Source organism: Amycolatopsis sp. NPDC003861 (assembly GCF_053605405.1).
On the sequence record NZ_JBSGJD010000171.1, the window covers coordinates 1 to 21400 of the forward strand.

A 21400-nucleotide genomic window follows, 5' to 3' on the forward strand; every position below is an offset into this window, starting at 1 on the left:
ACTGCTCCGGATACTTCGACCTGCGAGACACCAGGACATCCTCCCTCCAGACCACCGTCTGGAATCAAGGTGTCCGGCCCCAAGGGGCAACTCCATCTTGGCCATTCCCCCTGGATCGCCGACTTGATCAGCTTGTCGAGCTAGCTAATGAAGCCGGGGCGAACACCAGGCGTAACGAGCTTGCTGCGGCTCTCGTCTCTGCAGTGGAAGCCGACGGCGAAGCACTTCTGCACCTTGTCATCGGCTATAGGAAGCTCCGAGTTCGCGAGGTAGTCCTCGACGTCGCGGACGCTGCACAGGTTGTCGAGCTGCCTCGATACCCACCGGGCCGACGCCGAAGCGGTTGATTTGACATCGTCTCGCACCTCAGTCAGGCGGCGGACGAGGCGCGACACGTCGAACAGTGGACGCTGCCTGACAAACCGCCTGACAATCGGCTTGCATTGCCGAGTACCTCTGCGGACGCTCACGGACATCCGAGCGCCAGGCCAGCGGAAGCTGACGTTGGTCAGGAACGAGTGATCTTGCCCTGATAACGAAGAGGTCCCAGGTTCAAGTCCTGGTAGGCCCACGCAAGTCAAGCCCGGTTCGCCTCTCGCGAGCCGGGCTTTTTGCTGGCTGGCTCTCGGTTTCAGTCGGATGCGATCCCCACAGCGGTACTTCGCCGTTCGATCACCACGACGTCGCGCCACCGGCCGTGATGCCGGCCGATCCGTTCGCGGGTCCCGAGTTCGCGGAAGCCGGCGCGGCGGTGGAGTGCTCTGCTCGCGGTGTTCTCTGGGAAGACGCCGCTTTGGATCGTCCAGATCCCCGCGTTCTCGGTCGAGCCGATGAGCGCATCCAGAAGCGCGTGGCCAACACCTCGGCCGCGTGCGGTCGTGCCGACGTACACGCTGTGCTCGACGACTCCGGCGTAGACGCAGCGGGAGGAGACGGCGCTGACCGCGGTCCAGCCGAGCACGTCTCCGGCGGCATCGAGGGCCACGAACCGGTGCGCCGGCAGGTGGTCCTCGTCCCACGTGGCCCAGCCGGGGGCGGTGGTTTCGAAGCTGGCGTGCCCGGTGTCGAGCCCGGCTTGGTAGATCGCCAGGACTTGCTCGGCGTGATCCATCGTCATGGGAACGACGCGGACAGGCGCCGGCCGGTGGGCACGGATGATCGCCGAGTGCAGCTTGTCGCCGACTTCGTGGGTCAGCCGGACGTTGATGCCGGCGAACCCGGCGTCCTGGAGGAGAGCGTGATAGCGGTCGGCGGTGAGCGCGCCTCCGAGGCACTCGACCGCGTCGGTGCGGGCTGCGCGTTCGGCGGTGAGCGTGTCGTCGGCCACTATGTCGGTGATCCCGAGACGGCCGCCGGGGCGTAGAACGCGGGCGATCTCGGCGAACACGGCCGGCTTGTCGGACGACAGCGCGATGACGCAGTTGGAGATGACGACGTCGACTGAGGCGTCCGGCAGCGGGACGCGTTCGATGGTGGCCTTGATGAACTCGGCGTTCATGACGTCGGCTCGCCCGGCGTGGCGCCGGGCGAGGGTGAGCATGTCGTCGGTCATGTCCAGGCCGATGGCGCGGCCGGTGGGGCCGACGCGGCGGGCGGAGAGCAGGACGTCGAGCCCTCCGCCCGAGCCGAGGTCGAGCACCGTTTCCCCGGGGTGCAGGTCGGCGACGGCCAGCGGGTTGCCGCACCCGAGGCTGGTTGCGGACACTTCGGCAGGGATGTCCTCGCCGGCGTAGTGGACGGCGCCGAGCCGTTCGGCGTCTCCGTCGCCGGTGAGCAGGCCGGTTCCTTCGCCGTCGAGTGCTCGCCGGGCAGCGCCGGCGTAGCGGTCGCGGACGGCGTCGCGGTCGGGATTCATCGAATGATTTCGCAGGTGACGGCGGCGAACGGCAGGACTCCGCGGCCCATGACGACGTCGGCGGCGGTCGGGAAGCAGGACACGCAGCGCTGATTGACCTGATAGAGCCGGGCGGTGCCGCGTGGTTCGGCGAGCACGAACCGGGCTTCGGTGAGGATTTTCAAATGGGCGGACACCGTGGACTGGCCGACCTCGACCCGTTCGACGATCTGCCCGACCGTCAGCGGAGTGCCGGTGGCGGCCAGCAGGTTGAGAATCTGGACCCGCGTCGGGTCGGCCAGCGCGCGGAACCAGCCCGCGTAGGTCTCGGCAGTGTGGCGATCGAGCACAACAGCCCCCCCTTCATCGTCCATCGACGATAAACGATAAATGGGCGCGGTGGAAGGTTCAGGATGTGGCGGGGACCAGCTCGGCGAGCAGGGCGCGGACGCGGCGTTCGATCTCGTCCCGGATTGGCCGGACGTCCTCGACGGATTGGCCGGCGGGGTCGTCGAGCTGCCAGTCGAGGTAGCGCTTGCCGGGGAAGATCGGGCACGCGTCACCGCAGCCCATGGTGATCACGACGTCGGCGGCTTCCACCGCGTCGGTGGTCAGCTTCTTGGGGACCTCGCGGGAGAGGTCGAGCCCGATTTCAGCCATCGCCTCGCGCACGGCGGGGTTGATGCTCTCGGCGGGTGCGGAGCCGGCCGAGCGGACGTCGACCGCGCTGCCGGCGTGGTGGGCGAGCAACGCGGCGGCCATCTGGGAGCGGCCGGCGTTGTGGACGCAGACGAACAGGACTTCGGGGGTGTTCACGGGGTGACCTCCACGGGGGCCGGAGTGAAGCGGCGGCGTAGCGCCAGGGACACGTACACGAGTTGGGGCAGGCCGAGCCGGCCGGGCAGGACCGAGAGAGAGAACCAGCCGAGCAGACCGAACGCGATCACCTGGATCACCGAGTTCAGCGCGACCAGCACCGCAGCGGCTTCCCGGTCACCGCACGCGAGGTCGTTCCAGATGATGACCATCGCGATGCAGCGGGCCAGGCCGACGATGATCAACCCGGTCCGGTACTCCGGCAGATCGGGCAGCAGCAGCCAGGCCAGCGCGAACATCACGCGGGCAGGAACCGGTCCAGGGTGGACAGCTTGCCGACCACCCCGGCGTGCGTGCCGGTCATGCCGGGGCGATCGCGTCGCCGGGGACCAGCACGGCCGACAACCGGGCCAGCACCTCGGGGTGGACGCGGTAGTACACCCAGGTCCCGCGCCGTTCGCCGGTGATCAACCCGGACTCGCGCAGCACCTTGAGGTGGTGGGAGATGGTCGGGCCGGTCAGGTCGAAGGCGTCGGTCAGGTCGCACACGCACGCTTCGCCCCCGGCGTGGGAGGCGATCAGCGACAAGAGCCGCAGGCGGACCGGATCGGCCATCGCCTTGAACAGCTTGGACAGCTCGACGGCCTGGCTCTCGTTCAGTGGTTCACGGGCGAGCGGCGAGCAGCAGGTGTCCATCGCGACGATCGGCAGCTGTTTCGGCATGCATCTATCTTGACGAACTTCTAAGTAGAAGGCAATCTAAGTCGGGTTCTTGCTTCGACGAACGTCTATTCAAGGAGGATGCAATGTCACGGGTACAGCTCGCGCTGCGGGTCGGAGACCTCGAAAGCTCGATCGACTTCTACTCGAAGCTGTTCGGCACCGAGCCGGCCAAGCTCCGCCCCGGGTACGCCAACTTCGCCATCGCCGAACCGGCGCTCAAGCTCGTCCTCCTGGAGGGCGAGCCCGGGCAGGCGACGGTCATGGACCACCTGGGCGTCGAGGTCGAGTCGACCGACCAGGTCAGCGAGGCCAGCAAGCGGCTGACCGGCGAAGGGCTGGAGACGTTGACCGAAGACGACACCACCTGCTGCTACGCCGTGCAGGACAAGGTGTGGGTGCACGGCCCCGGCCAGGAGCCGTGGGAGGTCTACACCGTCAAGGCCGACTCCCGGACCTTCGGCACCGACAGCGCGGCCCTCGCCACCCCGGCCACGTGTTGCACCCCCGACGCGGAAACCGGCCAGGCCGAAAAGGTCACTCGGCCCGAAGGCTGCTGCTCCTGACCTGGCCGGCCGCCCACGATGCCAGCAGGGCCAGGCCGTCCGCGGCCGGTGTGCCGGCGGGGGCGGTGTAGACGTTCAGGAGCAAGCCGGGCTCCGCCGGCAGTTCCAGCGACTCGACGTCCAGGTCGAGCCGGCCCACTACCGGGTGGTGCAGGCGCTTGCGTCCCGACCGGTGGAGCCGGACGTCCTGGGTGGCCCACCGCCGCCGGAACAGTTCGCTGCGGGTCGACAATTCGCCGACCAGGGCGATCAGCTCCTCGTCGTGCGGATTGCGGCCGGCTTCCATGCGGAGCTTCGCGGCTACATCGCGGGCGATTCGGTCGTAGTCGACGAAGAACGTCCTTGCCTCTTCGGGATCCAGGTACACGAAACGCGCGGTGTTCGGCGGTCGTCTCGTGTCGGTCAGAAGTGGGGAATACAGCGCGCGGGCGAGGTGGTTCAGCGCCAGGACGTCGTAACGGCCGTTGCAGATCCACGCCGGCGCGTCGGTGATGGCGTCGAGCACCTGCTGCAACGCCGGCCGCACCGTCGCGGGGGAGCGACGGGGAACGCCGGACTGCCGCGCGAGGTGAAACAGGTGATCGCGCTCGGCCTCGTCGAGCTGCAACGCGGATGCCAACGCGTCGAGCACGCCGTCGGAGGCGCCGGCGAGGCCGCCGCGCTCCATGCGCACGTAATAATCGACCGAGACCCCCGCCAGCAGAGCCACCTCTTCGCGCCGCAGACCTTCGACCCGGCGGTTGCCGCCGTACGCGGGCAGTCCGGCTTGCCCGGGCGTGATCCGGGCGCGGCGCGAGGTCAGGAACTCCTTGATCTCGGTGCGCAGATCGATCGTGGCCACCTCGTCACCGTAAGCCCCGTTCGCCGGCGGAGGGAGGTTCTGCCGGTACCCCCCGATGCCTACGTACCCGTTGCGGTCGTGGCGATACCGCCGTCGACCGGGATGACAGTGCCCGTGAGGTAGGCCCCGGCCCGGCCGGCGAGGAACACGGCGATCCCGGCCATGTCGTCGTCACGGCCGAGCCGGCGCAGCGGCGCCTTCGCCGCGATCCGGTCGCCGATGGCATCGAGCGTGGACGCCATCATCTGCGACGGGAACGGTCCCGGGGCCACCGCGTTCACCGTGATGTGCTGGGGGCCCAGTTCCCTGGCCAATACCCGGGTGAGCTGGTGGAGCCCCGCTTTGCTGCTGGCGTACGAATAATTCGGCGCCTCGGCGACGTGGATCGCGGCGATGCTGCCGATGTTGACGACTCGCGCGGGATCATCGGCGGTGCCCGCCTTGCGAAGCGCCGGGAGCAGGGCCTGCACCAGCCAGAACGGCGCCTTGAGGTTGAGGTCGACGACGGTGTCCCAAGCCTCGGCCGGGAACGTCTCCAGCGGCTCGCGCCGCATCGCTCCCGCGTTGTTGACGAGGATGTCCAGGCGTTCCGAGCCGGCCTCGACGAGATCGGCGAGCCGCCGGCACTCGTCGTAGGTGGACAGGTCGGCGGGGATCGCTCGGACGTCGCCGAATTCGGACAGCGCCTGCTGTGCCTCCGCGCACGCGTCCGCGTTGCGTGAGCTGATGACGACGCGGGCGCCCGCCTGCAGCAGGCCGCGCGCGATCATCAGCCCGATGCCCCTGGTACCGCCGGTGACGAGGGCGTGCTTGCCCGTCAGATCGAAAAGGTCCGCGTGAGTGGTGAACTGGGTTTCCGACATGGGATCAGTTGACCGGCTTCCGGCACCGGCCGGGAGACCCTGGTGATCCAGGCACTGGGAGAGCCACCCGCGCTGTTCGCACCAGCAAATAGCTCGGTGTCGTTTCGGCAGGTCCGGGCTTAGCTTCGGGCAATGGCGAACGAACTGACCATTCCGCTCCTGCCCTGCCCGTCCATCGACGAGATCGCCTCCTTCTACGAGATGCTCGGCTTCGAGATCACCTATCGCCAGACGCGGCCGAACCCGCACGTCGCGGTGCGGAGGGAAGACCTCAACCTGCACTTCTTCGGAATGGACGGCTACGACCCCGCGCAGTCGTACAGCACCTGCCTGGTCATCGTGGAAGACACCAGCGAGCTGTTCGAGGCCTTTGCGGCGGGGATGCGGTCCGTGCACGGAAAACTGCTCGTCTCCGGCATCCCGCGGATGACCCGGCCGCGGCTGCGCAACGACCGGTACACCGGGTTCACCGTCGTCGACCCGGGTGGCAACTGGATCCGGATCAACAAGGCCACCGAGGAACCCGAGGCGCAGACCAAGCTCGCCAAAGCCATGGAAAACGCCACCAGGCAAGCGGACGCGCGCGGCGACGAACGGCAGGGACTGAAGATCCTGGAAGGCGCCTTGAAGCGGGCGACCGGCGACGAGCCGGAGTTCCGGGCGGCGCAGGAGTACCGGGCCGAGCTCGTCGAGCGGATCAACGGCGCCTGAACCGCGTCCGGCAAGCAACCGGCCGAAATCCCGTACACTCGAGATGCCGAAACAACTCCATAGCGCTGCGCGAATTCGCGCTCCCGTGACTCCAGTGGGGGAAGGGGGCCGGGTGGGATCCGAGGGGATCCCGCCCGGCCCCCGTAAAAACCACCGGAACTCCGAGAAAGGAGTCACGGTGACGGCGGTCGAAGTCGTGCAGTTCAGTGGTGTTGTTGGAGCAACGGCGGCGGCAGCGGTGGTCGTACTCCGGTACGTGACACAGTTGATCGTGGTCATCTGGTCGTTACGAGCGGATGAGGCCGGCCGCAAACACGCGGTCGCACTGCTTCGGCTGCTTCGGGGCGACAAGGAATCACGTCGTCGTCCGCCCTGACGGTGACCCGGCTCCCCGGAGCCGGGTCACCACACAGGTCAGCCCTGCCGGGAAGAGAAGTCCGGCAGGGCTGAGCGGTCACGGTCGGCGCGCCGCACGGTCGCCTCTCGGCGAGTGGCGCATCGCGGCTCCAGCCGTACGGAACTCCGCGAAGGCGATGAGTGAGGCCCGGGGGACACGGTGGGCACACCGACCAATCCTTACAACAAGACCACCCGAGCCGGTATTTCCTGCGGCGTGTGACGTGCGTTACCAGTGGTTCCACGTGGAACCACTGGCTGCCTGACACCCGTCCCGAGCCGGTGCAGTAACATCGCGGGGTAAGGGAAGCAAGCTGAGAAGGGGGCTTCGGTGAAGAAGCTGCTGGCACTCGCCGTCATCGCGGGCGGCGTCCTGTTCGTCGTCAAGCGCAACAAGGCGGCCAAGGCCGAAGCCGACCTCTGGCGTGAGGCGACCGCGCCGGTGCCCTCCACCAACGGCACCACCCCGGCCAAGCCGGCCGGCGCTTCCCACAACTGATCTTCCCCGCGGGCACGCGCTGCCCGCGTCCGGGGCTGTAGCTCAATTGGTAGAGCACCGCCTTTGCAAGGCGGGGGTCAGGGGTTCGATTCCCCTCAGCTCCACCCGGACGAAGGCCAGGTCCAGCCGGACCTGGCCTTCGTCATGGAAAGAACTACCGGTACCAGCCGTAGGCGCAGTTGGTCGGCCCGTTGTTGTAATACGCGAACGTCGTCCGCCACGTGTTGTACGGCGAGTTGCCCGCGTTGATGTTGTTCATGCCCGGACGGGCGCAGAAGTGGTCGTCGGAGCCGAAGACGTGCTCGACCGTCAGCATCACCGTCGTGCTGCCGCAGTGGTTGTAGTTCTGGGTGCCGTCACCCTGCCAACCGCACGGTTCGGCGCTCGCCGGGGCGGCCAGGGCGATGCTGCCGGCGGCTGCCAGCGCACCGGCCGCCAGCAGGGTGCTTGCGGCACGTTTGATCGACATGTTGCTCCTTTTGGCTGAAGATCAACTAGTCTGGGCAGGCTAACGGATCTTTGCCCGGTTTGGCCGGAAAATCCCCGTGTCAGGTCCGGATCAGGTCCGTGTCAGGCCGCTCCCCGACCGTGGTTCCCATGACAGACCTGGCGATCACGGCCTCCGGACTGCGGAAGGCCTACCAAGACAAAACCGTCCTCGACGGCGTGGACCTCGAAGTCGAGGCCGGGAGCATCTTCGCCCTGCTCGGCCCGAACGGCGCCGGCAAGACGACGACCGTCAACGTCCTCACCACGCTCGCGAAGGCCGACGGTGGCACCGCCCGCGTCGCCGGGCACGACCTGGCCACCGAGGCCAAGGCCGTGCGGGGCGCGATCGGCGTCACCGGGCAGTTCGCCGCCGTCGACGAGCTGCTCACCGGGCAGGAGAACCTGCAGCTGATGGTCGACCTCAGCCGAGGCGCCGGCAAGCGGACCGTCAGCGAACTGCTCGAGCGCTTCGAACTCACCGAGGCGGCGCGCAAACCCGCGTCGACCTACTCCGGGGGCATGCGCCGGAAGCTCGACCTCGCCATGACGCTCGTCGGCCGCCCGCGGATCATCTTCCTCGACGAGCCGACGACCGGCCTGGACCCGCGCAGCCGCCGGACCATGTGGACCATCATCCGCGACCTCGTCGCCGACGGCGTCACCATCTTCCTCACCACCCAGTACCTCGAAGAGGCCGACCAGCTCGCCGACCGCATCGCCGTGCTCGACCAGGGCCGGCTCGTCGCCCAGGGGACCGCCGACGAGCTGAAGCGCCGGATTTCCGGTACCCACGTCCGGCTCCGGTTCACCACCCCGGCCGAGCTCGACGCGGCCGCGCGCGTCCTGACCGACGCCACCCGCGACGACGAAGCCCTGGCTCTGCGCGTTCCCAGCGACGGCGGCACGAAATCCCTTCGGTCCCTTTTGGACAGACTCGACGAATACGCGCTCAGCGCCGGAGAACTGTCCGTCCACGCGCCCGATCTCGACGACGTCTTCCTCGCCCTGACGGGCCACGCCACGGAGGTTCCCGCGCGATGAACGCCCACTCGATCGTCATGCTGCGCCGCAACTTCAAGCACATCGCCCGGAACCCGATGTCGGTGTTCAACGCGATCCTGATGCCGGTCGTCGTCATGCTGATGTTCGTCTACATGTTCGGCGACGCCTTCAGCGTCGGCGTCAACTATGTCGACTACGCGACGCCCGGGCTGATGCTGCTCGCCGTCTGTTACGGGCTGGGAGCCACCGCCACCGCGGTGAACTCCGACATGACCAAGGGCATCATCAACCGCTTCAAGGTCATGGACGTCTCGCGCGGCGCGGTGCTCACCGGCCACGTCGTCGCCAGCGTGCTGACCAACCTGATCGCCATCGCGGCCCTCCTCGGCGTCGCCTTCCTGCTCGGTTTCCGCCCGGCCGCGGGCGTTCTCGACTGGCTCGGCGCGTTCGGCGTCGTCGTGCTGCTCGGCTTCGCAACCGGCTGGCTCACGATCGCGCTGGGCCTGGCGGCGAAATCGCCGGAAACGGCGGGCCTGGCTTCGGTGCCGCTGGTCATGCTCCCGTTCTTCAGCAGCGCCATCGTGCCCGCCGAAAAGATGGGCCCCGGCCTCAAGCAGTTCGCCGAATACCAGCCCTTCACGCCGATCATCGAAACCCTGCGGGGCCTGCTCAACGGGACGCCGGCCACCGGCACCCTGCTCGCCGCGCTCGGCTGGTGCGCCGGGATCGCCGTCGTCGGCTACCTGTGGGCGTCGTCGACCTTCAAGAAGCGAGCGTGACCGCGGCCAGCTCCGGCCAGCTCGCTTCCGCCCCCGCCCGCGTCGCCTCGGTGAACCCCTCGTCACCGAGGCGACGCCGGGCGGTCTCCTCGATCCGGGCCACGTCCGGGTGCGAGCGGTCCGGCAGGCCCCGGACTCCCGCGCTCGCTCCCAGCAATCGCGCGGCTTGCTCGTCCTCGCCGGTGCGCAGGGCCAGGTCCGCGATTCCGACGAGGGCCCGCGCGATCATCAGCGGGTGTCCCGTCCGGGTCGCCGCTTCGAACGCCGCCGCCCGGTGCGCCCGGGATTCGCCGACGTCCTCGGCGAGGTACCCGAGCAGGTCCTCGGCCACCGCCCGGGCGATCGCGCGCTCGGCGTCGTCGCCCAACATCGTCTTGGCGACGTCGAGCTGGCGACGCGCTTGTCCGGTGTCGCCGCTCCAGCGCGCTAGTTCCGCCTTGGCCAGGGCGAGCTCGGCCTGCGCGTTCGGCCAGGCCACTCCCTCCGCGCGCCGCTGGGCCTCGGCCAGTGCGGCGGCGCTCGCCTTTTCGTCGCCCAGCAGCCAGTACAGCTGGGCCTGCCGCGCCCGCATCCGCACGACGTCCTCGATGGCGCCGACCTCGGTCACCACGTCGATGGCCTGCTCGTAGTACTCACACGCCTCCGCGAACTCGCCGCGCACGGTGATGCGGTCCGCCAGCTCTGTCAGCGCGAACGAGGTGCCCCACCGTTCGCCGAGCGCGCGGAACTCGGCGACGGCCGTCTCGAGCAGCGTGTCCGCTTCCCGGTCACCGTGCCCGAACTGGACGCGCATCTTGCCCAGCTGCAGCCGGGCCACCGCGCGCACCCACGGGTCCTCGTCGGTGAGCAGCGGCTCGAACGCCGTCAGCGCCGCGTCCGGTCCGTGCAGCAGGCGCTCCAGCGCGGCGGCGAACCGCAAGGCCAGCGGCGGGTTTTCGACCTTCAGGCTGATCTCGTACGCCCTGCGGATCCAGTCCTCCGCCCGGTACTCGTCGCTTTGCTGCCCGGACGTCACGAACTGGACGACGAACGTGAAGACCAGGCCGCGGATCTCGGCCGGCACCTCGCCGGGCACGGCCGTGGCCGCCATGACCAGCTCGTTGCCCTCTGCCCGGTGCCCGGCCAGCCACCAGTACCAGCCCGCCGTCGCCGCGAGCCGCATCGCTTCGGCCGCCTCGCCCGCCGCGAGGGCGCCGCGCATCGCCGCGGTGATGTTCTCGTGCTCGGCCTCGAGCGTGGCGAGCCACGTCAGCTGCTCGGCGCGGCGCAGGTGTGGCTCCGCTGTCTCGGCGAGTTCCGTGAAGTACGCGAGGTGGGCGCGCCGGGCGACGTCCGTCTCGCCCGCCTCCGCGAGCCGCTGCCCGGCGTACTCCTTGATCGTGCCGAGCATCCGGTAGCGCTCGCCGACCACGACCACCAGCGACTTCTCGGTCAGCGCGGTCAGCAGGTCCAGGACGTCGTCGTCACCGCAGACCCGCTCGGCCGCCTCCAGGCTCGCGCCGCCGGAGAACACCGAGAGCCGGCGCAGCACGACGCGTTCGGCGTCGGAAAGCAGCTCCCAGCTCCAGTCGATCACCGCGCGCAAAGTCCGGTGCCGCGGCAGCGCCGTCCGGCTGCCGCCGGTCAGCAGGCGGAACCGGTCGTCGAGCCGGTGCGCGAGCTGGTCGAGCGACATCGTGCGCAGGCGGGCCGCGGCGAGTTCGATGGCCAGCGGCATCCCGTCCAGCGCGCGGCAGACGCGGGCCAGCGTCCGGGCGTCCGCCGTGAGGTCCTTGCGCACCGCGCCGGCCCGGTCCCGCAGCAGCCGGACGGCCGGGGCGGCCTCGATTTCGGCGGGATCCGCGTCCTCCGCGGGCAGGACCAGGGGCGCGACCTGCCACAACGCCTCCCCGGTGATGCCGAGCGGCTCGCGGCTCGTCGCGAGGATCCGCAGCCGGCGGCACTCGCCGAGCACCCGGTGCGCGAACGCCGCCGCGGCCTCGATGACGTGCTCGCAGTTGTCCAGGATCAGCAGCATCGAACGCTCGCGCAGGGCCGCGATGACCCGGTCCGTCGGCTCGGCGTCCGGTGCCTCGCCGACGAGTGCGTCCCGCAGCTTGAGCGCGCCGAGCGTCGCCTGGGCGACGTCGTCGCCGGTGCCGATCCCCGCCAGCTCGACCAGCCACGCGCCGTCCGGCAGGTCGCCGAGCAGCGTGCGGGCGGTTTCCGTGGCCTGCCTGGTCTTCCCGGAACCGCCCGGCCCGATCAGGGTGGTGAGCCGGTGTTCGGCGACGAGCTCGCGGACCGCGGCGATGTCGGCGTCCTTGCCGACGTAGCTGGTCAGCTCGGCCCGCAGGTTCGTCTTCGGGCTCTCTTCCCGACGGCCGAGCTCGCCGCGCAGCAGGGCGACATGCACCTCGGACAGCTCCGGCGACGGGTCGACGCCGAGGGAGTCGGCCAGGGTCTCCCGCGTGCGCTCGTACGCGAGCAGCGCCTCGCTGTCGCGGCCGCTCGCGACGAGGGCCCGCATCAACGCGGCGACCAGCCGTTCCCGCATCGGGTTCGCGGCCACCAGGTCGGTCAGCTCGGTGACGAGCTCCGGGCCGGCCTCGCCGTCGAACCGGTCCTCCAGTGCGGCTAGGCGCAGCCCTTCGAGCCGGGTGACGGCGGCGCCGAAGGCCGCGCTTTCCGGCAGCTCGACGTCCTGCATGGCCGGACCGCGCCAGAGGGCGAGTGCCTCGCGCAGCCGCCGCGGGTCCGTGTGGGCTTGGCCGACGAGCCGTTCGAACCGCACGGCGTCGACATCGTCCGGGGCCACCACCAGCCGGTAGCCGGTCGGCCTGCTGTCGACCGCCCCCTCCGGCAGCGCCTTCCGCAGCCGGGAAACCAGGCGCTGCAACGCGTTCGGCGCCTCGGCGGGCGGCTGCTCGCCCCAGATCCAATCGACGAGCGTCGCCTTCGGGACCACCTGGCCCGGCTCGAGCGCGAGGGCGACCAGCAGTCCCCGCAGGCGGGCGCCCGGCACCTCGGCGAGCACGCCGTCGTCCGTGCGCACTTCGAAGGGCCCCAGGATCCCGATCTGCACCCGGCCGATCTTGCCACGAACGGCGGTGTCCGAAGCGTGTCAGGCCCGTGTCAGCCCACTCGGCGATCGTCATCGGCACACGCCACGAAAGGAAACCCGATGAGCCAGCACGGACTCCCCATGGACCGCGACGCGGGACCCTTCGACCCGCCGAGCGCGCTCACCCGGCTGCGCGACACTCGCCCGGTCAGCCCGCTGGTGTTCCCCGACGGGCACGAGGGCTGGCTCGTCACCGGCTACGAAGAGGTCCGGCAGATGATGGCCGACACGCGGTTCAGCTCCCGGCTGGACCTCGACGTCATCCACGTGCCGTACGAGACGGGCATGCCCGCCGCCACCGAGCCGTCGCCGCAGCTGCCGGGCATGTTCATCGCGATGGACCCGCCGGACCACAGCCGGCTGCGCCGCAAGCTCACCGGCGCCTTCACCGTCAAGCGGATGAAGCAGCTGGAGGAGCACATCGCCGACGTCGTCGAGCGCCAGCTGGACCACCTGGCGAAGCTGGCCCCGCCGGTCGACCTGGTCAAGGAGTTCGCACTCCCGGTGCCGTCGCTGGTGATCTGCGAACTGCTCGGCGTGCCCTACGCGGACCGGGAGACGTTCCAGGCCAACTCCGCGCAGTTCATGCTCCGGGAGCAGACGCTCGAGGAGAAGATGGGCGCGTACATCGCGCTGAACACCTACCTCTCCGAGCTGGTCACGAGCAAGCGCGCGGAGCCGGGCGAGGACATCCTGTCGGATCTGGCCCGCCACGACGACCTGACCATCGAAGAGCTGACGGGCGCGGCCTTCCTGCTGCTCCTCGCGGGCCACGAAACGACGGCCAACATGCTGTCCCTGGGCACGTTCGCGCTGCTGGAACACCCCGGGCAGCGCGCCGAACTGAGCGCCGACGCGGACCTGCTGCCCGGCGCCGTGGAGGAACTGCTGCGCTACCTGTCGGTGGCCGACATCTTCTTCCGCTACGCCACCGAGGACCTCGAGCTGGGCGGCGAAACGATCACCAAGGGCTCGACGGTCGTGGTCTCGCTCCTGGCCGCCAACCACGACCCCCGCCGCTTCGAGAACCCGGACACGCTCGACATCCACCGCAACGCCCGCGGCCTCCTCTCCTTCGGCCACGGCGTGCACCAGTGCCTCGGCCAGCAGCTGGCCCGCATCGAGATGCGCGCGGGCTTCGAAGGATTGCTGCGCCGCTTCCCGACGTTGGCGCTGGCTGTCCCGGCCGAGGAGGTGAAGCTGCGCACGGACATGAACATCTACGGCGTCCACGAGCTGCCGGTCACGTGGACCGCAGGAAGCTGAGCACCGCGTCCCTCCCCGCGTGGCCGCGCTCGCGGTTCTGGATCGAATGCGACTCGCCCGGCACGATCACCAGGCGGCCGTTCGGGGCCTGGGCCGCTTCCTCGCGCGCCCACTCCAACGGCGTCGACAGGTCGCGGTCGCCGTTGAGCAGCAGGACCGGGACGTTCGGGAGCCGCGAAGCCGGGTTCGAGCCCGGGTGTTCCGCCGGCCACGGCAGGCAGCTCTGGATGAACCCCTGCTGCGTCGCCACTCCGGTCGTGTACGGCCAGGTCGCCGACTCCGGGAGCGCGTGGGAAGCCAGTGACAGCAACGGACGGCGGAGCGCGAGCGGGGTCGCCGCCGAGCCCCACGGGAAGCGGCCGTCCGCGCACAGCGTCGCCGCGTGGAGGCCCGCGCTGAACGCCGCCGGGTCGTCGCCGCCGGACTTGTACGCCTCCAGCAGGCCGTCCAAGCGCTCCGCGTGGCCGCCGCGGGCTTCGTGCAGGGCGCCGATGAGGTCGCCCGCCGCGGGGTTGCGGTAGGACGGGTCCGCGAACTCGTACGACACCACCGTGTCGAAGATCCTTACCCCGTCCGCCGTGCTTCGGTGGCGGACTACCCACGCCAGGTCCTCGGCCGGGTCGTAGCCGCAGGCCGGGGCCACCGCGCACGCCTCGCGCAGCACGCGTGCCTCCGCCGTCAGGCCCGTCAGGTACAGCGACGCCGAGGCGGAAGTGTGGTGTGGCAGCACCGAATCGAGGATGACCTTGCTGACGCGGTCCGGGTGCGCGATCGCGTACCGCGCCGCCGTGAACGAGCCGTACGAGACGCCGTCGACGACCAGCTTCGGCACGCCCAGTGCCTGCCGGAGCTGGTCGAAGTCCGCCACGCTCTGGTCGGTCGAATACAGCGGTGCCGTGTCGCCGAGGATGCGCGCGCACTCCTGCACCGCGCCGGCCGACGGCGTCGCGATGTCCGAACTGCCCATCTCCGCCTGCAGGCCGGGACACCGCAGCGCGCCCGACGGCCCGGTGCCGCGCTGGTCGAGCATGACGATCCGGTAGTCCCGCGCGACTTCCGGCAGCCGCTGCCGGGCGATCCGCGTGATGGTCCCGACGCCGCCCTGACCGGGGCCGCCGGTGAGGAACAGCAGGACGCCCTTGGGCGCGTCCGCGTTGTCCGCGGTCGCCACGGACAGGTCGAGCGTGCCCGGCACGCGGCCGGTGCGGTCGAGCGGGACGGTCAGGGTCGAGCACGTGAAACCCGGCTGGCCCGGGCACGGGTGCGGATCCGTCAGCTTCGGTCGTCCCCCAGGACGCGCGTCGGCCGCGGCCACACCCCCGAGTGCGGCGGTCAGCGCCAGGACCAGCCCGGCGGTCAGCATCTTCGAGCGCATGCCTGCATCATGCGCACACCGGCGCGGAACCCGCATACCCCCGATCAGGGCTTGACGCAGGAGACCTTCGCCCGCACCGCACCCGCGGGAGCGGCCTCGCCCGCGGTGTTCGGGGCGTTGTCGCGGCGGTTGCCGTCGGACTGCGTGACGCACAGGCGGCCGTCCGGCAGCAGCACCGGACTGGTCGGGAACTCCAGCGGCCCGCCGTTGCGCAGCTTCGACGTCGCGTCGGCCGGGTTGCGGAAGTACTCCACCACGCGGCCGTCGCGGCGGGCCAGGACGATCGCGTTGCGCTCGTTCACCGCCGTCCAGACGCCGCCTGCGCGGTCGAGGACGATCCCGTCGGCGCCTTCGAGGTACGGGTGCTGCACGTCGACGTGGTCCAGGCACAACGTGTTCGGCGGAAAAGCGACGTCGCAGCCGGTCGCGGCGCGCGGGCGGCCCGTGCGGTCCATCGGCACGCGCCAGAGCGCGCCCCGGGCCGTGTCCGCGACCAGCAGCGTGCCGTCCGCGGTGAAGGCCAGGCCGTTCGCGACGATGTGCTGCGAGCCCGCGGTGTCCGCCGCCGTGCGGCCGTTCGGCGTGATCGTCACCGTTCCCGGCGGCAGGCCGCGCACGTCCCGGCCGATCCCGCCGGCGAGGACGTCGCTGACCATCGGCTGCACCCGGAACTGCTCGGCGGCCACGCCGTCCGCGCCCGCGCGCCAGACCCGGCCCTGCCCGGTGCCGCCGTCGGAGATCCACAGCGCGCCCGAGGCGTCGAAGGCCAGGCCGTTCGCGCCGGGGACACCCGCGGTGAACACCGTCGCGGACGGCGGGTTCGCCGCGTCCGGCACGAACGACACCACGGTGTCGCCGTTCGCCACGTACAGCCGGCCACGGCGGTCGAACGCGAGCCCGGCGGGGTTGCACGGCCCCGGGATCGTGCCGACGACGGCCGCGGGACCGCCGGCCGCGGCGACCCGAAGGACCGGGCAGGGATCGGCGCCGCGCGCCGGCGTGTAGAGGTTGCCCCGCCCGTCGGTGGTCAGGCCCTCCAGGCCGAGCGGCGACGCGAACACCGTCTCGAAGACGGCGGGGTGCCGCGGTGGGGCTACTTCCCCCGCGGAAGCGCCGGACAGCAACCCGGCGGACAGGGCGGCGGTGGTGGCGAGGACGACGGTCCGGCGCATCGGAACCTCCGTTTTGTCGGATTCCTCCCTACGCCGCCGCGTCCGGCCCGTCAAGGCCAGAGACGCTCGCGGACCCAGCCGCCGCCGGACTTCCGGTACCGCAGCCGCACGTGCCGGCGGTCGTGGCTGGCCTGCCAGAACTCGACCTCGTCCGGGTCCACCAGGTACCGCGTCCAGGTCTCCGGGGCCACGCCCGGGTGCTCCTCGACCCAGCGTTCGGCCTCGGCGGCCGCCGCGTCGAGGTCCGCCGGGTCGGGCAGCACCTGCGACTGGTGCCCGATGAACGCCTCGACGCGGGACGCCGGCGGCCGGGCCAGGAAGTCCGCCGCGGACACCTCGGGCGCGGCGGGGGAGACCGGGCCGCGCAGCCGGACCTGGCGGCCGCGGCCGGGCCAGAAGAACGTCAACGCCGCGCGCGGGTCCTTGCTCAGCTGCCGGCCCTTCGGGCTTTCCGAGCTGGTCGCGACCGCCCAGCCGCCGGGGCCGACGTCCTTGAGGATGACCACGCGGGCGTCCGGCGCGCCGTCGGCATCCACAGTGGACAGCGTGACGGCGTGCGGCGCCAGCACGTGCTCGCCGGCTTCGGTCAGCCACTCGAGGAACAACGCCTGCGGGTCCGGTGGCGCCGTTTCCGGCGTGAACCCGGGGAGTTCGTCGGGGAACGACGGCCAGCCGCGCAACTGCACCATGTCAGTAACCGTACGGACCCTGCTGGGGAGCGTGCCCCGGCGGTGGGTAGACCGGCGGCTGCGGACCGGCCGGGCCGGCGTACGGCGGAGGCGGCACCTGCGGTGCCGGCGGAGGCATCGGGTGCTGCGGTTGCTGCTGGGCCTGCTGCCACTGCAGCTGCTGGTAGACCTCGGCGGGCTGCGGGAAGCAGTACGTCAGCTTGGCGTTGACCGAACCCTGCACCGCGGCGCCCCAGAACTTACCGCCGACGAACGCGTACATCTGCCCGGCCGAGAGGTCCACCGCGACCATCCGCGTCTCGCCGCCGAACTGGTTGCCCGACTTCGCCGACGCGGCCTGCGCGGCGTCCGGGTACACGCGGCCGCCGACCAGCCCGGCGATGACGACGGACGCCGCCGTCCAGCCCATGGTGCCGACCAGGTTCGCGCGGGCGTGCTGGGTGGCGCGGCCGGTGAAGTCGTACAGCGCGGCCGCGCTGACTTCGGGAACGGCCGCGGCGACCACGCAGTAGTTCATCGTCGAGAGCATCACCGACTCGGTGAACAGCCCGACGACGGCCGTGGCCGGGCCGATCTGCACGGTGTTCAGCCGGCCGCCGGCCCGCTGGATGCGCTCGGCCATCGCGCCGAGGTACTGCTCCGGGGTGAGCACCGGGCCATCGTCGCACGGCCGGGCGTCAGGCCGTCGTCAGCCAGCGGTTTTCACACATGCTTCGTGGTTGACTGTCGGCGCTATGCGACGACTCGTACTTCTCGCGCCCGCCGTGGCCCTGCTGGCCGGCTGCAGCGCCACCATCGTGACCGGCACCGCGACGCCCAGCACGCCGACGGCGGCCGCGAACTCGAGCAACGCCGGCGGCCTGCCCCCGGACCCCGAGCCGGGCGCGACGGAGGACTGCCCGTACCTCGGCAGCGAGTTCGTGGCCGAGTCGAACGGCCAGCACGTCTCGAAGGTGCGCGTGTCCGCCGACCAGCCGCACCCGGCGTGTTTCTTCTATCGCCCGGACGGGAAGGTCCAGCTCACCGTCCGGGTGTACGTCGGGGACGCGAAGACGGCGACGGCGCTGGTCAACAAGGCGGCGCCGCTCGACTCGTCCAACCCGGCGAGCGACCCGTCCGGCTGGAAGGGGGGCTATTTGTCCTCCGACGACGGCGCCGTCTACGCGGTCGCGAAGGGGTCCGTGGCGGTCATCGCGTCGACCAACCAGAAGCAGAGCGTCAAGGCACGCACAGTGGTCAAGAAGGCTATCGCTGCCCTGAAGCTCTAGGTAGCGACCTCCACACGGGTGAGTGATGTTGATCTTGTATTACCCTGTGCGTCACGCGCAGGCTTCGTGGACTCGCGCACCGCAGCCACCGGGGACCCCCACCCCGGGGCGGGGCACCAACTCTGCAAGGACAAAGGACAAGATTCGTGGCTGACACCCTCAAGGAAATCCTGCTCGACTCCAGCCGTCGCCCGGCTGTCGTTTCCGACTTCGAGACCCTCGTGGACGCCGAGGTCTCGGACAAGGGCGGCGTTTCGGGTGCCGTCGTCAAGACCGGCTTCGCCGCGGTCAAGAAGATCAAGCCGGGCATCATCCCCTCGGCCGTCGACACGCTGCTGCCGGACTTCGCCACCGCGCTCGAGCCGTTCTACGGCGACTACCGCGCCAAGGGCGGCAACGACTTCGGCGCCTACCTGACCAGCCGCTCGGACGAGGCTTCCGACGCGCTGCTGAGCGTCACCGACTCGCGCGCGGAGAAGAGCAGCCGCGACAGCATCAAGAAGGTCTACTCGAAGCTGCGCCCGAACGGCAAGAAGAACGTCGAGGAGGCGCTGCCGCGTCTCGGCCAGCTGATCGACAAGCACGCCGCTGCCGTCTGATCGGTTCCCAGGCACGACTGAAGAGGCCCCCGGCTGCACCCCCGGGGGCCTCTTCGCGTCGTGCTCAGTTCTTCTTTTCGGCGGGCGCCGCGGACGGCGCCTTGCCGTTCGCCTGCGGGGCCGGCTTCGCCGCTTCGGCGGGCTTCGGCGCAGGCGGGGTGGCCTTCGGCGGCGCGGGCGCGACCGGCGGCTCCTGCTTCGAGCGGAGGGCGTAGGCGGCACCGGCGCCGACCACGACCAGGCCCAGCAACCACGGCCACTTGCGGCGGCTGCGGGTGCCCTTGGCGGCCGACTTGGCCTCGGACAGAGCGGCGTAGAAGTCCTTCTTCGCCGCCTTGAAGTCCTTCTTGCCGCGGCGCTTCGACTCGCCGGCCGCCTTCGCGGCCTTGATGGCGGCCTTCTTCGCCTTGCGACCCGGCTTGCGCAGCTCGGACAGACGCGCGAGCGCCTCCTGGCGAGCGGCCTTCGAGCTCTTCTTGAGCTCCTTGCGGGTCAGTTCCGTCTTCTTCGCGAGCTTCTTCTGCGCGCGCCGCCCCTGCTTGACACCCTCGGTGACGAGTTTGTCGGCGGTCTCGACGGCCTGGGCTGTCGCCCGGGACATGGGCTTCACCTCATCATTCGTTTTGACACTGCTCTGTTACCCGTAACCTATCGTGCCCCTTTTCCGCGCCGCCCGCCCGCAGATGGCACGATGGCTTCCGTGAAAGCTACGCTGCACACCAACCAGGGTGACATCCACCTCAACCTGCTCCCCGACCACGCGCCGAAGACGGTCGCGAACTTCGTCGGGCTGGCGGAAGGCACCAAGGAGTACACCCAGCCCAACGCGGCGGGCACGAACTCCGGGCCCTTCTACGACGGTTCGATCTTCCACCGGGTGATCGACGGCTTCATGCTGCAGGGCGGCGACCCGACCGGCACCGGCCGCGGCGGCCCCGGCTACAAGTTCGGCGACGAATTCCACCCGGAGCTGCAGTTCAGCAAGCCGTACCTGCTGGCCATGGCCAACGCCGGGCCCGGCACGAACGGCTCGCAGTTCTTCATCACCGTCGCGCCGACCACCCACCTGAACTTCCGCCACACGATCTTCGGCGAGGTGGCCGACCAGGAGTCGCGCAACGTCGTCGACGCGATCGCCCGCACCGCGACGGGTCCGGCGGACCGGCCGCTGACCGACATCGTGATCGAAAAGGTCAGCATCGAGCACTGACGGCTTCCCCAGCGTGGTTTCGGTAGGTTGGTGACATCGTGAACCAACCGCCGAACCCCGCCGCCGAACAAGCCGCGCTGCCCGGGTGCTGGTGGCACCCCAACCGCCCGACCGGACTGAGCTGTTCCCGGTGCGGGCGTCCGGCGTGCCCGGATTGCCTCCGCGAAGCCCCCGTCGGCTTCCAGTGCACCGACTGCGTCCACGCCGGCAGCCAGCAGCAGCGCCGTCAGCACCGCGGCTACCAGGAGGCCGGGTTCGGCCAGCGCACCGTCTTCGGCGCGCGGCTCTCCCAGTCGGTGCTCGTCACCCAGGTCATCCTCGCGGTGAACGTCCTGGTCTTCCTGGCCACGGTGGTCCAGGCGAAGAGCCTCGACGACAACGACCTGTCGGCGCTCTTCCAGCACGGCGCCCTCTACGGCGACGCGACCATGGGCCACGGCGAGTGGTGGCGCGTCCTGACCAACGGGTTCCTGCACTACGGGCCGATCCACATCGCGGTCAACATGTTCTCGCTGTGGATGATGGGCCGGTCGCTCGAGCAGGTGACCGGCCGCGGCCGCTACCTCGCGCTCTACTTCGTCTCCATGCTCGGCGCGTCCACGGCGGTGCTGCTGTTCGGCGACCCGGCCGGCTTCCCGGGCACGGCGGGCGCGTCCGGCGCGCTGTTCGGCCTGATGGGCGCGTACGGCGTCACGGTGGTGAAGCTGCGCCTGAACCCCACGGGCCTGATCATCACGCTCGCGCTGAACGCGTTCATCACCTTCGGCATCCCGGGCATCTCGATCTTCGGGCACCTCGGCGGCCTGGTGACCGGCGCGCTGGTCACCGTCGCGCTGCTCTACGCGCCGCAGGTCAAGCAGGCGCGGTGGCAGGCGATCGGCATCGGGATCATCGTCGTCGCGCTGCTCGGCCTGCTGGTCTACCGCGGTGCGCAGGCGGCCCCCACGACCTGCGACTTCGTCCAGTACCGCGAGGGCCTCTACTACACCTGCCGCTAGCTGCGCAGCGTGCTGAGGACGTCCAGGACGTCCCGCGGGTCCTCGCCCAGGTCGAGCCACCCGAAGACGTACAGCTGCTCTTCGTGCTCGATTTCGAGCGTGACGCCGTCGCGGCCCATCCGCCGGGTGGTGCGGAGCCGGGTGCGCGTCTGCGCCCACGGCAGCCGGTGCGTGCCGCCGAGCGTGCGGGCCACCAGGCCCTCG

General features: G+C 70.4%; 24 protein-coding genes, 1 tRNA gene and 2 pseudogenes. 12 read left to right on the plus strand and 15 right to left on the minus strand.

The features are described 5' to 3' along the window. Positions 1-631: 631 nt before the first annotated feature. The 5 genes and pseudogenes from ACWEVN_RS32665 to ACWEVN_RS32685 all read right to left on the minus strand — a co-directional run bounded on the left by ACWEVN_RS32665 (position 632) and on the right by ACWEVN_RS32685 (position 3373). A complete protein-coding gene (locus tag ACWEVN_RS32665) occupies positions 632-1855 on the minus strand; it encodes a GNAT family N-acetyltransferase (protein WP_452053844.1) in 1224 nt (407 codons plus the stop codon). Further along, entirely contained in the window at positions 1852-2208 is a 357-nt protein-coding gene (locus tag ACWEVN_RS32670; RefSeq protein ID WP_452053845.1) for an ArsR/SmtB family transcription factor, read from the minus strand. The genes ACWEVN_RS32665 and ACWEVN_RS32670 overlap by 4 nt, the downstream gene beginning before the upstream one ends. Before the next feature lie 34 nt (positions 2209-2242). Next, a complete protein-coding gene (locus tag ACWEVN_RS32675) occupies positions 2243-2650 on the minus strand; it encodes an arsenate reductase ArsC (protein ID WP_452053846.1) in 408 nt (135 codons plus the stop codon). Between the two features lie 62 nt (positions 2651-2712). Then, positions 2713-2952 (minus strand): annotated as a pseudogene (locus tag ACWEVN_RS32680) (arsenic resistance protein); the annotation flags it as partial. A 58-nt stretch (positions 2953-3010) separates the two neighbouring features. Continuing rightward, positions 3011-3373 carry a metalloregulator ArsR/SmtB family transcription factor gene (locus ACWEVN_RS32685; RefSeq protein ID WP_452053847.1) on the minus strand — a complete coding sequence of 121 codons (363 nt, stop codon included), beginning with the start codon at positions 3371-3373 and terminating at the stop codon, positions 3011-3013. Between the two features lie 83 nt (positions 3374-3456). On the opposite strand from ACWEVN_RS32685, the gene ACWEVN_RS32690 reads away from it, so the two are divergent. Further along, positions 3457-3936: an ArsI/CadI family heavy metal resistance metalloenzyme gene (locus tag ACWEVN_RS32690; RefSeq protein WP_449683043.1), complete on the plus strand. Its 480-nt coding sequence runs from the start codon at positions 3457-3459 to the stop codon at positions 3934-3936. Here the strand turns inward: ACWEVN_RS32690 and ACWEVN_RS32695 are convergent. After that, positions 3908-4777 (minus strand): helix-turn-helix transcriptional regulator, encoded by an 870-nt coding sequence (locus ACWEVN_RS32695; protein ID WP_452053848.1) that lies wholly within the window; start codon positions 4775-4777, stop codon positions 3908-3910. The two genes, ACWEVN_RS32690 and ACWEVN_RS32695, sit on opposite strands and share 29 nt — an antisense overlap. Before the next feature lie 59 nt (positions 4778-4836). Then, positions 4837-5640 (minus strand): SDR family oxidoreductase, encoded by an 804-nt coding sequence (locus ACWEVN_RS32700; protein WP_452053849.1) that lies wholly within the window; start codon positions 5638-5640, stop codon positions 4837-4839. Positions 5641-5772: 132 nt separating this feature from the next. Between ACWEVN_RS32700 and ACWEVN_RS32705 the strand changes: the two genes are divergently transcribed. The 4 genes from ACWEVN_RS32705 to ACWEVN_RS32720 all read left to right on the plus strand — a co-directional run bounded on the left by ACWEVN_RS32705 (position 5773) and on the right by ACWEVN_RS32720 (position 7350). Then, positions 5773-6351 (plus strand): hypothetical protein, encoded by a 579-nt coding sequence (locus ACWEVN_RS32705; RefSeq protein WP_452053850.1) that lies wholly within the window; start codon positions 5773-5775, stop codon positions 6349-6351. 178 nt (positions 6352-6529) lie between these two features. Beyond that, on the plus strand, positions 6530-6727 hold the full coding sequence (locus tag ACWEVN_RS32710; protein WP_449683047.1) for a hypothetical protein: 198 nt from the start codon (positions 6530-6532) through the stop codon (positions 6725-6727). Between the two features lie 351 nt (positions 6728-7078). Continuing rightward, complete coding sequence (locus ACWEVN_RS32715; RefSeq protein WP_003100602.1) at positions 7079-7246, plus strand: DLW-39 family protein; 168 nt, start codon at positions 7079-7081, stop codon at positions 7244-7246. A gap of 31 nt (positions 7247-7277) precedes the next feature. Next, positions 7278-7350, plus strand: a tRNA-Ala gene (locus ACWEVN_RS32720). A 50-nt stretch (positions 7351-7400) separates the two neighbouring features. Here ACWEVN_RS32720 and ACWEVN_RS32725 read toward each other — a convergent pair. Further along, positions 7401-7715 (minus strand): DUF6355 family natural product biosynthesis protein, encoded by a 315-nt coding sequence (locus ACWEVN_RS32725; protein ID WP_449683048.1) that lies wholly within the window; start codon positions 7713-7715, stop codon positions 7401-7403. Positions 7716-7843: 128 nt separating this feature from the next. Between ACWEVN_RS32725 and ACWEVN_RS32730 the strand changes: the two genes are divergently transcribed. Together ACWEVN_RS32730 and ACWEVN_RS32735 are read left to right on the plus strand one after the other, a co-directional pair. Next, on the plus strand, positions 7844-8776 hold the full coding sequence (locus ACWEVN_RS32730) for an ATP-binding cassette domain-containing protein (RefSeq protein ID WP_452053851.1): 933 nt from the start codon (positions 7844-7846) through the stop codon (positions 8774-8776). Further along, positions 8773-9516: an ABC transporter permease gene (locus tag ACWEVN_RS32735; RefSeq protein WP_452053852.1), complete on the plus strand. Its 744-nt coding sequence runs from the start codon at positions 8773-8775 to the stop codon at positions 9514-9516. Before ACWEVN_RS32730 ends, ACWEVN_RS32735 begins: the two co-directional genes overlap by 4 nt. Here the strand turns inward: ACWEVN_RS32735 and ACWEVN_RS32740 are convergent. Continuing rightward, positions 9500-12580: a BTAD domain-containing putative transcriptional regulator gene (locus ACWEVN_RS32740; RefSeq protein WP_452053853.1), complete on the minus strand. Its 3081-nt coding sequence runs from the start codon at positions 12578-12580 to the stop codon at positions 9500-9502. The two genes, ACWEVN_RS32735 and ACWEVN_RS32740, sit on opposite strands and share 17 nt — an antisense overlap. A 99-nt stretch (positions 12581-12679) precedes the next feature. On the opposite strand from ACWEVN_RS32740, the gene ACWEVN_RS32745 reads away from it, so the two are divergent. Further along, positions 12680-13885, plus strand: a complete 1206-nt coding sequence (locus ACWEVN_RS32745) for a cytochrome P450 (protein ID WP_452053854.1) — start codon at positions 12680-12682, stop codon at positions 13883-13885. On the opposite strand, the gene ACWEVN_RS32750 is transcribed toward ACWEVN_RS32745, so the two are convergent. From ACWEVN_RS32750 to ACWEVN_RS32765, 4 genes are read right to left on the minus strand one after another with little or no spacing between them, the layout of a single operon-like run. After that, entirely contained in the window at positions 13863-15260 is a 1398-nt protein-coding gene (locus ACWEVN_RS32750) for an alpha/beta fold hydrolase (protein WP_452053855.1), read from the minus strand. The genes ACWEVN_RS32745 and ACWEVN_RS32750 overlap by 23 nt on opposite strands. Positions 15261-15304: 44 nt before the next feature. After that, complete coding sequence (locus tag ACWEVN_RS32755) at positions 15305-16432, minus strand: SMP-30/gluconolactonase/LRE family protein (protein WP_452053856.1); 1128 nt, start codon at positions 16430-16432, stop codon at positions 15305-15307. Positions 16433-16482: 50 nt separating this feature from the next. Further along, the gene (locus ACWEVN_RS32760; protein ID WP_452053857.1) at positions 16483-17121 is read right to left on the minus strand and encodes a pyridoxine/pyridoxamine 5'-phosphate oxidase; all 639 of its coding nucleotides are present in this window, start codon (positions 17119-17121) and stop codon (positions 16483-16485) included. A gap of 1 nt (position 17122) precedes the next feature. After that, the gene (locus ACWEVN_RS32765) at positions 17123-17773 is read right to left on the minus strand and encodes a hypothetical protein (RefSeq protein WP_310968322.1); all 651 of its coding nucleotides are present in this window, start codon (positions 17771-17773) and stop codon (positions 17123-17125) included. Positions 17774-17855: 82 nt separating this feature from the next. Between ACWEVN_RS32765 and ACWEVN_RS32770 the strand changes: the two genes are divergently transcribed. Then, the gene (locus ACWEVN_RS32770; RefSeq protein ID WP_452053858.1) at positions 17856-18389 is read left to right on the plus strand and encodes a DUF2020 domain-containing protein; all 534 of its coding nucleotides are present in this window, start codon (positions 17856-17858) and stop codon (positions 18387-18389) included. A 146-nt stretch (positions 18390-18535) separates the two neighbouring features. After that, positions 18536-18988 carry a DUF6918 family protein gene (locus ACWEVN_RS32775; RefSeq protein WP_310968320.1) on the plus strand — a complete coding sequence of 151 codons (453 nt, stop codon included), beginning with the start codon at positions 18536-18538 and terminating at the stop codon, positions 18986-18988. 64 nt (positions 18989-19052) lie between these two features. On the opposite strand, the gene ACWEVN_RS32780 is transcribed toward ACWEVN_RS32775, so the two are convergent. Beyond that, positions 19053-19589: a hypothetical protein gene (locus ACWEVN_RS32780; protein ID WP_310968319.1), complete on the minus strand. Its 537-nt coding sequence runs from the start codon at positions 19587-19589 to the stop codon at positions 19053-19055. Positions 19590-19679: 90 nt separating this feature from the next. Between ACWEVN_RS32780 and ACWEVN_RS32785 the strand changes: the two genes are divergently transcribed. Together ACWEVN_RS32785 and ACWEVN_RS32790 are read left to right on the plus strand one after the other, a co-directional pair. After that, positions 19680-20198, plus strand: coding sequence for a peptidylprolyl isomerase (locus ACWEVN_RS32785; RefSeq protein ID WP_176173816.1), 519 nt, complete (start codon positions 19680-19682; stop codon positions 20196-20198). A gap of 38 nt (positions 20199-20236) precedes the next feature. Then, positions 20237-21196, plus strand: coding sequence for a rhomboid family intramembrane serine protease (locus tag ACWEVN_RS32790; protein WP_452053859.1), 960 nt, complete (start codon positions 20237-20239; stop codon positions 21194-21196). Here ACWEVN_RS32790 and ACWEVN_RS32795 read toward each other — a convergent pair. Next, positions 21193-21400 (minus strand): annotated as a pseudogene (locus ACWEVN_RS32795) (PH domain-containing protein); the annotation flags it as partial. The gene ACWEVN_RS32790 and the pseudogene ACWEVN_RS32795 sit on opposite strands and share 4 nt — an antisense overlap.